General features: G+C 34.1%; 10 protein-coding genes. 7 read left to right on the forward strand and 3 right to left on the reverse strand.

Annotated elements, in window-relative coordinates; all coding sequences use genetic code 11:
• The first annotated feature begins 78 nt into the window (after positions 1-78).
• Together alsS and budA are read left to right on the forward strand one after the other, a co-directional pair.
• On the forward strand, positions 79-1,743 hold the full coding sequence (gene alsS, locus ISP08_RS00720; RefSeq protein WP_195719366.1) for an acetolactate synthase AlsS: 1,665 nt from the start codon (positions 79-81) through the stop codon (positions 1,741-1,743).
• Between the two features lie 43 nt (positions 1,744-1,786).
• Complete coding sequence (gene budA / locus ISP08_RS00725) at positions 1,787-2,491, forward strand: acetolactate decarboxylase (protein ID WP_048793970.1); 705 nt, start codon at positions 1,787-1,789, stop codon at positions 2,489-2,491.
• Between the two features lie 273 nt (positions 2,492-2,764).
• On the opposite strand, the gene ISP08_RS00730 is transcribed toward budA, so the two are convergent.
• The 3 genes from ISP08_RS00730 to ISP08_RS00740 form a co-directional block, all read right to left on the reverse strand.
• The gene (locus tag ISP08_RS00730) at positions 2,765-4,924 is read right to left on the reverse strand and encodes an RNA degradosome polyphosphate kinase (protein WP_195718974.1); all 2,160 of its coding nucleotides are present in this window, start codon (positions 4,922-4,924) and stop codon (positions 2,765-2,767) included.
• A gap of 63 nt (positions 4,925-4,987) precedes the next feature.
• Positions 4,988-6,517: an exopolyphosphatase gene (gene ppx, locus ISP08_RS00735; RefSeq protein ID WP_195718975.1), complete on the reverse strand. Its 1,530-nt coding sequence runs from the start codon at positions 6,515-6,517 to the stop codon at positions 4,988-4,990.
• Positions 6,518-6,784: 267 nt separating this feature from the next.
• Positions 6,785-7,333, reverse strand: coding sequence for a TetR/AcrR family transcriptional regulator (locus ISP08_RS00740; protein ID WP_195718976.1), 549 nt, complete (start codon positions 7,331-7,333; stop codon positions 6,785-6,787).
• A gap of 167 nt (positions 7,334-7,500) precedes the next feature.
• Here ISP08_RS00740 and ISP08_RS00745 point away from each other — a divergent pair, with 167 nt between their 5' ends.
• From ISP08_RS00745 to ISP08_RS00765, 5 genes are all read left to right on the forward strand, one after another.
• Positions 7,501-8,424, forward strand: coding sequence for an alpha/beta hydrolase (locus ISP08_RS00745; RefSeq protein ID WP_195718977.1), 924 nt, complete (start codon positions 7,501-7,503; stop codon positions 8,422-8,424).
• 16 nt (positions 8,425-8,440) lie between these two features.
• Complete coding sequence (locus ISP08_RS00750; protein WP_195718978.1) at positions 8,441-9,154, forward strand: dihydrofolate reductase family protein; 714 nt, start codon at positions 8,441-8,443, stop codon at positions 9,152-9,154.
• Between the two features lie 25 nt (positions 9,155-9,179).
• Positions 9,180-9,941 (forward strand): SDR family NAD(P)-dependent oxidoreductase, encoded by a 762-nt coding sequence (locus ISP08_RS00755; RefSeq protein ID WP_195718979.1) that lies wholly within the window; start codon positions 9,180-9,182, stop codon positions 9,939-9,941.
• Between the two features lie 531 nt (positions 9,942-10,472).
• Positions 10,473-11,795, forward strand: coding sequence for a hypothiocyanous acid reductase MerA (gene merA / locus ISP08_RS00760; RefSeq protein ID WP_195718980.1), 1,323 nt, complete (start codon positions 10,473-10,475; stop codon positions 11,793-11,795).
• A gap of 404 nt (positions 11,796-12,199) precedes the next feature.
• On the forward strand, positions 12,200-13,618 hold the full coding sequence (locus tag ISP08_RS00765) for an anion permease (RefSeq protein WP_195718981.1): 1,419 nt from the start codon (positions 12,200-12,202) through the stop codon (positions 13,616-13,618).
• Positions 13,619-13,778: the final 160 nt, after the last annotated feature.

The raw sequence follows: 13,778 nt of genomic DNA on the forward strand, positions 1-13,778 counted from the left end.
AGAAGCACATTTATAAAAAGGCTTAAGTGGTTTCATTGTTATTAAGAAATACAATGTGGAAAGGAAATGAATAATAAAATGGCTGACAAAAATTATACTGCATCAGATTTGGTAATTGATACATTAAAAAATAACGGCGTAGAATATATTTTTGGTATTCCGGGTGCTAAAATCGATTACTTATTTAATTCGCTTAAAGATGGTGGTCCGGAGTTAATCGTAGCGCGTCATGAACAAAATGCAGCAATGATGGCTCAAGGTATTGGTCGTTTAACAGGACAACCTGGCGTTGCTATAGTTACGAGTGGCCCAGGGGTGAGTAATTTAACAACGGGTTTATTAACTGCAACGTCAGAAGGAGACCCTGTACTGGCAATAGGTGGGCAAGTTAAACGTCAAGATTTACTACGTTTAACGCATCAAAGTGTAGACAATGCATCATTATTAAAATCTTCAACAAAATATAGTGAAGAGGTTCAAGACCCAGAATCATTGTCTGAAGTCATGACAAATGCAATCAGAACGGCGACTGTAGGTAAGAATGGGGCAAGCTTTATTAGCGTTCCCCAAGATGTTATATCTTCAGAGGTGGAGTCACGCGCAATTTCACTTAGTCAAAAACCTAACTTAGGTGTGCCAAGTGAAAATGATATAAACGAAGTGATAGAAGCCATCGAAAATGCAAAATTCCCGGTACTTTTAACGGGTATGAGAAGCTCGAGTCATAATGAAACGCAGGCTATTCGAAAATTGGTTGAAAAAACGAATTTACCTGTAGTAGAAACTTTCCAAGGTGCTGGAGTGATTAGCCGCGAACTAGAAAATCACTTTTTCGGTCGTGTAGGTCTTTTCCGTAACCAAGTGGGCGACGAATTATTAAGAAAAAGTGATCTAGTGTTAACTATTGGTTATGATCCAATTGAATATGAAGCGAGTAATTGGAATAAAGAACTAGATACTAAAATTATCAATATTGATGAAGTCCAAGCAGAAATTAGTAATCATATGCAACCGGTAAAAGAATTAATTGGTAACATTGCTGGAACAATTGACATCATTTCTGACAAAGTTAATGCGCCATTCATAAATTCAAGTGATTTAGATGAACTAGAGAAATTAAGAGCCACTACGCTTGAGAAGACTGCGATCAAACCTACACATAAAGATGGGATTTTACATCCACTCGAAATCATTGATTCTATGCAAAAAGTTTTAACGGATGATACGACGGTATCGGTAGATGTAGGTAGTCATTATATTTGGTTAGCTCGCAAATTTAGAAGTTATAACCCGAGACATCTGCTTTTCAGTAATGGTATGCAAACGTTAGGTGTAGCGTTACCGTGGGCCATTTCAGCAGCATTAGTACGTCCAAACACACAAATTGTTTCCGTATCTGGCGATGGTGGTTTTCTATTTTCAGGTCAAGAATTAGAAACGGCTGTGCGTAAAAATTTAAATATCATCCAATTAATTTGGAATGATGGTAAATACAATATGGTTGAATTCCAAGAAAAAATGAAATACCAACGTTCAGCAGGTGTTGATTTCGGCGCAGTAGACTATGTTAAATATGCTGAATCATTCGGTGCCAAAGGATTACGTGTTACTAATCAACAAGAATTAGAAGCGGCAATTAAAGAAGGTTATGAAACGGAAGGACCTGTATTAATCGATATTCCAGTTAATTATGAAGATAACGAAGAACTTTCATCAACGATGTTACCAGATGTATTAAATTAATATTGAGACAACAAAAAATATTAAACTAGGAGTGGAAATGATTATGACTAACGTATTATATCAACACGGCACATTAGGTACATTGATGGCAGGACTATTAGAAGGTACTGTTTCTATAAGTGAATTGCTTAAAAATGGAGACTTAGGCATTGCTACCTTAACAGGATCTGATGGTGAAGTAATTATTGTTGATGGTAAAGCTTACCATGCCAATGAACATAAAGAATTTAGAGAGCTAAAAGGGGAAGAATTATCACCCTATGCAACAGTAGCGAAATTTACAGCTGATACGTCGTTCAATACGTCTAATAAATCGTCTGAAGAAGTGTTTAAAGAAGTTGAAGAAAAGATGTTGAGTAAAAATTTATTTTCTGCGGTAAAAATAACGGGTACATTTAAAAATATGCATGTACGTATGATGCCGGGACAAGAACCACCATATGAACGTTTGATTAATGCGGCAGTCAAACAACCTGAACAAACGGAAGAAAATGTTGAAGGTTCAGTTGTAGGCATCTTTACACCAGAATTGTTCCACGGCATTGGTTCTTCAGGCTTCCATGTCCATTTTGCTAATGATGAACGCAATTTCGGTGGACATGTATTAGATTTTGAAGTGGATAATGTCACAGTAGAAATTCAAAATTTTGAGACGTTCGAGCAACATTTTGCTGTTAATGATGAAAAATTCACGAATACGGATATAGACTATAAAAATATTGCCGAGGAAATTAGAAAAGCAGAATAAACAATTAATGACTGATGAAGTGTCGGTAGCGAATAATCAAAAGTTTATTTGCCCTACGATTAAGATTAGGAATGGATGAATCATTGCCATTTACACAGTATGTATTTTTAACAACTAATGATTAACATCATTAGTTGTTTTTTATTACTCCTATAATGAAAATGATTGGTCTTCCAACGTATAAAAGACAAGTAAAATAGGTGCACTATTTTACTTGTCTTTTATGATTTTGAATATTTACGACATCGATTAGATAACGTAAATTCAATGGATTTATTTACGAAATCTGTCTTTTAATTTTTTGAACCACATGTTCTTTTTAGGTGCTGGCCTGCCTGAAGGTCTGCTAATTTGTCGTTTCAATCGTTCGCCAAAGCTCAAAGCAATTTGCATGAGATAGGTTTGAGAATTGAATGGCTTAAGGTCATTTTGCACATAATGGTAGATTCCATTTTCGTCTTGATAACGCGCTTTTTGGTTGTCGGATAGTTGTACTTTCAAGTAATCAATAAGACGTAATGCGATGCGTTTATCTTCGACAGGGAATAGAATTTCTACACGCTTAATCATATTACGTGTCATGGCATCTGCAGAAGATAAGTAAATTTGAGAGTCGCCATTGTTATGGAAATAGTAAACACGTGAATGTTCAAGGAAACGACCTACCACACTGACTACTCTTATATTTTCACTAATCCCAGGAATGCCTGGTTTTAAGCAACAGATACCTCTGATGATAAGGTCTACTTTGACGCCAGCTTGTGAAGCTTCGAATAATTTTTTAATAATATCTTTATCAGTTAAACTATTCATTTTCATCATAATATTACCGTTGCCATATTCCTTATGGAGTTTGATTTCTCTATCAATATGGTTAATGAAAACGTCTCTAATATCATAGGGTGCTACGATTAATTTATTATAATCCGGTTTTCGCGTATAGCCACTTAAATAATTAAAGAAATTGATGGCATCATCTACAATCTCTTTATTGGTCGTAATGATTCCCATATCAGTATAGAGCTTAGCAGTTTTATCATTATAGTTACCTGTTCCAAGGTGAACAAAAGAAGATAAACGATTTTTGTCTTTTTTGACAACAAGGGCAATCTTACTATGTGTTTTTAGATGTGTCATACCATAAATAACGTGACAGCCTGCATCTTCTAACATACGAGCCCAATGAACGTTGTTTTTTTCATCGAAACGAGCCTTAAGTTCAACGAGCACTGTGACTTGTTTACCATTTTCGGCAGCTTCTTTAAGACTCGTGATAATCGGTGAGTCTTTACTGACACGATAGAGCGTTTGCTTTATTGTGATTGTATTTTCATCTTGAGCAGCTTCTCTAATAAAATCAACGATGCCATCAAAAGATTCATAAGGATGGTGGAAGAAAATATCTTGTTTTGCAGATAATTCATATACGTCGTTATCACCTAATGATCGTGGTGGTTGTGGTGTATATGATTCATATGTTAACTCACTGAGTTTGTGAGATAGATGGCCAACCAATTGAGAAAGGAAAGTTAAATCCAACGGCCCTTCTACGAAGTAGACATCTTCCTTATCTACTTCTACTTGCTTCATAACCCAAGTAACATCTTCTGAAGTAACGCTTCGGCCATCAACCTCTAATCTTACTGACGCACCTTTTTTACGTTCTTTTAAAAAGCGTTCGATTTCTATCAATAAATCTTCTGCACCGTCTTCATCCAATGTGAGGTCGGCGTTTCGTGTGATGCGGAATGTAAACGTGTTACGCACTTCGTAACCTTGGAATAAATCTTCAACAAAATATTCAATAATATCTTCTATCATCACTATGTATTGTGTTTGGCCTAGATTAAATGCTGTAAATCTTGGTATGAGTGATGGGATAGGTATAATCGCCGATTGCAAATGGTCAGACGTATTAATATCCACGAAAATATTTAAGTTTTTATTACTCAGTTTTGGAAAAGGATGGTACGCATCTATCGCTAACGGTGTTAGGACAGGCATAATATGAGCAGTGAATTCTTGCTTTAGTTGTTCATGTAATTCATTTGGTAATGCATCAGGACGCACAATTTTAACGTCATAATTAGCTAGTTCAGAGATTAATTCATTGTACCTTTGGTATTGCTTATCTACGTAATTTTCGTTTTTCTTTTTAATTTCACGTAGTTGTGTTTGGGGTTTCATTTGTGTTTTATTTTCTGGTTTGTCATACCCCAATTTGACCTGATCTTTAAGACCAGCGACCCTCACCATGAAAAATTCATCTAAATTAGAACTAAAAATCGATATAAAATTTAATTGTTCTAATAAAGGGTTTGTTGGATCTGATGCTTCTTCTAAGACTCTTAGATTAAAGTCTAACCAACTCAATTCACGGTTATTATAATATATTTGTGAATTTATATCTTTCTCTCCCAATTCTGTATCCATAAGATTAATTGCACCTCATTTATCATCTTTATATATCGATAATACAAATTTAACATATAAATTTTAAGTTTTTGTAAAGACGATTGTAAGATTAGCATTTAGTATTTTTTCGATGTGTTTTTTCTGACGTTGAGAATCATATTCTTCGACTACAAGCTTATCTTTGCAATATACATTCAATTGATAGTTCTTTTTATCTATATACTGTAATTCTATGGATTTTACTCTACTCGTATGTGAAATATTGAGTGCATTGATGAATTTAACAATGCCACCTAATTCTTGTATATGGTTGATTGTTTCGTCATCTAACCATTTTGTTTGCTGACTATAAAATTTGAGTAGTGATTTATTCTTAAAGCTTGCAATTAGTGCGAGTTTGACGCGTTCATGATGTGTTAAACCATCAATATTAGAGTTAGCTATAATATAAAATGTATGTGGTGAACTAGAATCTGAATCGATGAAGCGACCTAAGTAATAAAGGTAAGCACCCTCTAAAAATAGCCAACGGTCTTCTTTTGATATTTTTAGAGCTTTAGCGTCGCATAATTGCTCGAGCAATTGTTTACAAAGTGTGACACGATGCTCTGCACTTTCCTCTTCGATATAGTATTCTTGTGCCAAATGTTTGAGCGCAATCTCGCTCACATTTGATGACTTGAATTCACCGTCGAATTCTTTATTAATTAAATTCATGATGTAGCCTTCGCGTAGTCCTTTTCTTGAAAAGGTAAACTGCGTAGCATCGGTATAAGAATAAAGCGTTTTAAAGAGTGCGACAGCGGGTGTGATAAGGTCTGTTCTATCACGACTCAAACCGTCTAAATCTTTAAGTTCTTTTCGTGAACTATGTGTTAGTAATTTAAAAACTTCGTTGAGTGCTTTTTCATCCATAGTATAATTATGGACACCACTAATTGGATAAGTGTGTTGTGCTTGATGTATGCGGGCGATATTTCGTGCCGACCCTCCGATACCGATAAGCGCGACTTGTTGTTTTTTTAACCAGTCGAATTGTTCAAATTGTTTCAATAAAAATGCTTCTATTTCTTTTAATGCTTTTTTATCGTTATGGTCACGGTTATCAAAAAATTGGCGTTGAAGTGTTACGACTCCAAAAGGGAAACTATGTGAATGTACTAACTCTTTGTCTTTAAACAAAGTCACTTCGGTTGAGCCACCACCAATATCAATCGAAATACCGTCTTGAATTTCTGTAGTATGCGTAATTGCATAGTAGCCATAATATGCTTCATCTTCTTCAGGAATAATTTGAATAACAATATCAAGATTTGATTCAATCGTCTTGATAATATCTTTCCTATTTGTAGACTGTCTCAATGCTGCAGTTGCAATGGGATTTAACGTATCTACTTGGAATCGACTAGCTACTTTTTTAAAGCTTTGTAATGTTTCTTCTAATACATCGATGCCATCTTGAGACATTTTCATGTCAGCATCTAAATATTGGCTTAAACGAGCAGGTGTCTTGATGTTAAGTATGTCATTTAAGCCAGTTCTATGGTCGAATTCAAATATTACTAAACGGACCGTATTAGAACCTATATCAACTAAACCTATACGTTTCATTGTGACCTCCTAGTTGGGTTTTAAATCATATAATTTTACGGAATGCAGTGCCCACGTTTATAAAATTTTACAATTATAACCTGAAATAACGGAATAACCATACTTATAAAATAATCATTAATAGTAGAACGGAAAATAAAGTATGAATTACGCTCTATCTAATAGGTTAATATATTGTTTTAATATCTACCACTATTTATTTAATTAATAACATAGTATTGTTGAAATTTAGCGTTTGTTCCACTATTTATTTGTAAATAGTGTCGTTTAGTTATTAACTTTTTTAGTAAACATTTCCATCAGATATACAACTTGAAATTCTATATCTTCTTTTTGGAAATGATCATCTGTTAAAAATATAGTGATTAACTCAATAATGCCACTCGCAAAGAATTGGAGAAATAATTCATAGTCTGATTGATTATTAGTAATATGTGTTGTATCTACTTTGTATTTGAGTTCATTCACAATAAAGCTTTGTAACTGTTTTTTATACTGGTTAGCAGTTTGAATATTAAATAATTGAGTAAAAAAAGATTTATTATCTTCAAAATAACCAAACCAAATTTTTGTTCCTTCTTTTAAACCTAGCTCTTTTTTTGATTCACAGATGTCTTCTAATTCCTTGAATTTTTTATCTACAATTGAATCCAACAAATCAAATTTATCCAAATAATGTAAATAAAATGTTTTGCGGCCTATTTGAGCGTTATCAGTAATATCTTTTACGGTTATATTATCAAAACCAGTGGTATTAAATAACTCAAGAAAACTTTCATTAATTATTTTTCTTGTTTTCACAATACGTAAGTCCATCCATTAATCGTCCTTTCTTATAACCCATATTTTTAAAAGTGAGTATTATTTCACATATTTCCAATACTATGAATTGTAAATATGGATTTGTTTGCTATTATTAAATTATACACCGATGAGTATTAAGTATCTATAGAGATTTAAATTATAAAGGAGTTGTAATTATAATGGAAGAACAAAATCTTAAATTTAAAACAAGAAATATAGAAACAGCTGGTATCTTAAGAACGCCAGAACAAACAAACGATAAAGCATTACCAACGATTGTAGTGATGCATCCTATTAGTAGTGTTAAAGAGCAGACAGCTAGTATTTACGCAAAGCGTTTAACTGAAGAAGGATTTGCCACATTCGCATTTGATGCAGGTCACCAAGGTGAATTACATGAAGGACCAGACTATATAGAGAACCCATACTACCGTGTTGAGGATGCGAAATATGCAATTGATTTCTTAAATACGTTAGATATTGTAGATAATAAACGTATCGGCATCTTAGGTATTTGTGGCGGCGGCGGTTATGCTGTTAATGCTAGTTTAACTGATAAACGTATAAAAGCTGTAGGTTCTGTTGTAGGTGCAGATTTTGGGACATTAACAAGAGAAGGCGATTTATCACCTAATGCAGCGCTAGATATGTTACACAATCTTGCAAATCAACGTGAAGCAGAAGCGACAGGTGATGATGTGGCGTATACGCCATATATTCCTGATAGTGAGGAACAGCGTCAACAAGCAGGTATCAATGATATCGATATCGAACAAGCTGTAGATTATTATCGTACAGATCGCGGTTATCATGAAAATTCAATCAACCGATATCGCTTACTAAGCAATATTGAAGTGGCAGGATTCGATGCCTATCACTTAGTAGATAAATTATTAGATCAACCGCTTTATATTGTGGCTGGTAACGTACCAGGTGCTTTCGGTTCATATCGCTTTGCTTATCATTTATTTGATAATGCATTAACGAAAGATAAAAAACTTCATCTAGTTGAAGGCGCATCTCATTATGATTTATATGACCAACCTAAAGCTGTAGACGATGCGTTATCTGGATTAATTCCATTTTATAAAGAAAAATTATAAGTAAGGGGAAATTGTATTGTTTAAACCTAAAGTGATTGTTCATATGTCTATGTCAATGAATGGAAATATCACAGGCCCATATGGCAGTGTTGTAGAAGGAGATGCGTTAAGTAACGCATATGAAGAGAAACATGAAAGTTTTGGGTCTAACGCAATGTTGTTAGGACGTAAGACAATAGAAGAAGCATTTGCGACAGAAGCGATGCCACAACTTCCTAGCAATCCCAAACAGTATTCAAGAGATGAAGACTTTATCGCTGATACCCCATATGATCATTATTTAATTTCATTAGATCCTTCAGGAAAAGCAGCGTGGACCACAAATCATACGACGTTTCGCGAGAGACCAGAAATGCATGTCGTTGAAGTGATTTCAGAAAATGTGTCTGATGCTTATTTAGAACACTTAAGAAATATCGGCGTTTCTTATATATTTGGTGGTAAAGATAGAAATTTAGATTTATCTGTAGTTTTAGATAAATTGCATCATTATTTTGGATTTGAAACCGTTGTGGTAGCTGGTGGTGGCGGTATTAACTGGTCCTTTTTCGAACAAGGATTTGTTGATGAAGTAAGCATAGTCCTAGTACCAGCGGTAGACGATCACTATGGCCGTCCACAATTATTTAATAATAGTAACAGTTCTGCCGAGATAAAACCTCAAGGATTTAAAATAGCACATTTAGAACAACTTGAAGGCGATATTGTTTGGCTTCATTATACAAAATAAATGCCGATTGAAAGAAGGCTTGAAAATGGCAAAATATACTATGATTACAGGCGCGAGTTCAGGTATTGGCTATGAAACAGCACTAAAATTTGCTGAAAGAGGCAATAACCTTATTATTGTTGCAAGAAATGAAGAAAAATTAAAAGCGTTAAAAGAATCAATAGCAACAAAAAATCCGGAACTAGACGTTATCATCAAAACAGCTGACTTAGCTGATTCGCAAAATGTTTATAAGTTATATGAAGACGTAAAAAATTATGATTTACAAACACTTGTAAATAATGCTGGTTTTGGTGATTTTGGCAATGTTAAGGATGTCGATTTAGATAAAATTCAAAAAATGATTCATTTAAATGTAGAGGCACTAACCATCTTAACTACTTTATTTGTTAAAGACTATGAAGATGTAGAAGACACACAGGTAATTAATGTTTCATCTGTAGGTGGATATGAAATTTATACAGCAGCTTTAACTTATTCTGCGACTAAGTATTATGTGGCTGCTTACACGGAAGGTTTAGATGTTCAATTGAGAGACAAAGGTGCTAAAATGCGTGCTAAAGTTATTGCACCTTCCTCTACGCAGACAAGTTTTATGGATCGTTCATTAGATACTTCAGGCACAAATTATAATGAAGTGTTTGATAGATACAACACTTCTGAAGAATTAGCGGGATATATTCTAGATTTATATGATAGTAATGATCATATAGGTATTGTTGATGATGATACGCTAGAACTTAAAGTTTATGATCATTTTTATCCTGTTAATAATTTTAGTGGGTAAATTCCAAACGATAAATATTTAATATGAAAACCCAAGTTTACGCTTCAAAGATATTCGAGCATTCTCGGATTAGTACACTAAAATTGAATTTTTGATACAACTTTAAACAATAAGAGGGTAACTTGATGTTATCTTATTGCCATTAATTATAAGCAAGCAGATGAACGAGTTACAAAATTTCATAAAAGTAATGAACACGCCAATTTCTATGAAGATGATATAGAAATTGGCGTTTATTTTAGTTAGAGCTGTCTTTCTTATTTGTTAAGTAAAAATCTCATTAACCATAGAAAGTTTTAGTTGTTTTTGAAATGGTTATATGACGGCACAAAAGGGTAAGTGTGTAGGGCGTAATATAAGTGGTAGTATTTTAAACATTTTTATAGAAATAAAGAGAATGACTACAAAAATATCAGTAGAAATGGCTCTTGTCGTTTCAGGATGCAATCAAAGAAATTGATGTTTTAGCAACGTTTTATTAAAATTTTGCTAACGGGAATATACTAAATGAAATTTTAATGGAGTGATAGAATGAAAAAGTATGACTTATTGATTTTAGGGTTTGGTAAAGGTGGTAAAACACTTGCAAAAATCGCATCAGCACAAGGAAAGAAAGTAGCGGTGGTTGAACAATCTCAAAAAATGTATGGAGGCACTTGTATAAACATCGGCTGTATTCCATCTAAAACATTAGTACACGAAGGACTAGAAAACGGTTCGTTCGATCAAGCATTTAATCGTAAAGCAGAAGTCGTATCTGCACTTAATAAAAAGAATTATCATAACTTAGCAGATGATGAAAATATAACTGTCTTAGATTATAAAGCAGCCTTTAAATCAAATACGGAAGTGGACTTATTAGATGAAGAAGGTAAAGCAGTAGATACGCTTACAGCAGAGGACATCGTGATAAATACAGGTGCAACACCTGTTATACCAGATATTAATGGCATTAATGAATCGAAATATTTATATGATTCTACGGGTATCATGAATTTAAGTGAGCAACCTAAACGACTAGTTATTGTAGGTGGAGGTTACATTTCTTTAGAATTCGCATCTATGTTTGCTAACTTTGGTACAGAAGTCACTGTCTTAGAAGCGCATGATGGATTGATGCCAAAAGAAGATGAAGAAATTGTTTCACAAGCGGTTAAAGATTTAGAAGATAAAGGTGTGAAATTTGAGTTAGGTACGCAAACTTCAGCATTTGAAGATAAAGATGGTCACACTGTCGTTAAAACGAATAACGGTGATTTTGAAGCAGATGCAGTACTACTTGCAGTTGGTAGAAAACCAAACACAGACTTAAATCTAGAAAGCACTGATATTAAACTTGGTGAACGTGGCGAAATAAAAGTCAACAATCAATTGGAAACTGACGTTAATCATATCTACGCGATTGGTGATGTTAAAGGTGGTATGCAATTCACTTATATTTCTTTAGATGACTTTAGAATTGTTAAAGACAAATTATTTGGTTCAGGCGACCGTACTACAGAAAATAGAGGCGCAATACCATATACTGTATTTATAGACCCACCATTATCTCGTGTTGGTTTAACGGCTAAAGAAGCGAATGAACAAGGTTATGAGATTAAAGAAGGTAAACTACCAGTTAATAACATACCAAGACACAAAATCAATAATGACCCTAGAGGTCTGTTTAAAGCAGTGATAGATGCTAAAACAAATAAAATACTTGGAGCTACATTATACGGCCTACAATCTGAAGAGATTATCAATACTGTAAAATTAGCAATCGACCAAAACCTTGACTATACCGTTTTACGCGACAATATCTATACACACCCAACAATGGTTGAATCGTTTAACGATTTATTTAATGTTTAAAGATAAATAATTCATCTATTCAATGGATGAAAATAGTTTAAAATAAAAGCGCATTACTTAGTAATATCCAACTGACTAATTACTAAGTGATGTGCTTTTTTTATTTGTTAAAATTTTATTGTTTTATGGTTGTCAGCCATGCTTAACTGCTGGAAAAGATGAAATCATAGTCCAAAACAAGCCATATTAGCTTTAAGCGTGAAGTATATATTTTTAGTTTGCACGTTTTTTATATAAATATATTAGTAGTACGATAGTTCATACAATAATATCTAACTAAATATTTTAAAAAATAGTTAGTTGCGAGCAAACTTTTTCCTGTTTTATATTTACATATTATAGCGATAGGCGTAGATTGTTATTTGTAAGCAGTAATAAAGTTTGGAAGAAAGGAAAGTTTTAAAATGCAAAATTCAATAAAATACCGTAAGTTTATTTTACCCCTAATCATCGGTATAATTATTTGTGCGCTTACGCCTATTAAGCCGGAGTCATTAAGTCCGCAAGCTTGGTATATGTTCGCAATATTTGTAACAACTATTGTTGCTTGTATTACGCAGCCTATGCCTATTGGTGCTGTATCTATACTCGGTTTTACGGCAATGGTCCTTACAGGCGTAACCGACATAAAGACTGCAGTAGCAGGATTCGGTAATAACAGTATTTGGCTTATTGTAATAGCCTTTTTTATATCTAGAGGCTTCGTCAAAACAGGTTTAGGTCGCCGTATTGCCCTACAATTTGTGAAATTATTTGGTAAAAGAACATTAGGTTTGGCTTATTCACTTGTCGGTGTTGACCTTATACTAGCACCTGCCACGCCTAGTAATACCGCACGTGCAGGCGGTATCATGTTCCCAATTATCAAATCTTTATCAGAATCATTTGATTCAGATCCGAAACAAGGAACAGAACGTAAAATGGGTGCCTTTCTTATATTTACTGAGTTCCAAGGCAATTTAATTACCGCCGCAATGTTTTTAACAGCAATGGCAGGAAACCCATTAGCACAAAACCTTGCAGAAAGTACTGCTCATATAAATATTAGTTGGATGAATTGGTTTTTAGCGGCCATAGTGCCTGGACTAGTCTCTCTCATTGTAGTGCCGTACATAATTTATAAAATTTATCCTCCAAGTATTAAAAAAACACCTAACGCTAAACATTGGGCTAATGATGAATTAGCTAAAATGGGAAAAATTTCAGCAGCAGAAAAATTCATGATTGTTATTTTTATCATCTCGTTAGCCTTTTGGGTACTAGGTAGCCTTATCCATATTGACGCTACTTTAACAGCGTTTATAGCCTTATCATTATTACTTTTAACTGGTGTACTAGAATGGAAAGATATTTTGAACGAGACAGGTGCGTGGAATACGTTAGTATGGTTTTCAGTGCTTGTGCTCATGGCAGACAGATTAAATAAATTAGGTTTTATTCCATGGTTAAGTAAACTAATAGCAGAAAGTTTAGGTCACTTCAATTGGCCAATTGTGCTCATTATTCTGTTAGTATTTTATTTCTATTCACACTACTTATTTGCGAGCGCGACAGCACATGTTAGTGCAATGTATGCTGCCTTATTAGGCGTAGCAGTTGCTGCGGGTGCGCCGCCATTATACAGCGCACTAATGTTAGGCTTTTTCGGTAACTTGCTAGCTTCAACAACGCACTACAGTAGTGGTCCTGCTCCAATATTATATTCAGCAGGCTATATCACACAAAAACGTTGGTGGACTATGAACTTCATTCTTGGTATTGTCTATTTTATTATTTGGATAGGTTTAGGCTCAGTTTGGATGAAATTAATAGGTATCTTATAAGAGTAAGAGCGCTAACTATGACTAACTCAGTTTCTGCATATATCTGTTAACAGTAACATTTATTTATAAAGCATAACGAGAACAGCGAATGTTATAAAAGCCTCAACATGATCTCACTACTGAGTCATATGAATTGACGTTGCTTGGCGCCAAGTCTAGT

This window comes from Staphylococcus lloydii (assembly GCF_015775975.1).
Classification (GTDB): Bacteria; Bacillota; Bacilli; order Staphylococcales; family Staphylococcaceae; genus Staphylococcus; species Staphylococcus lloydii.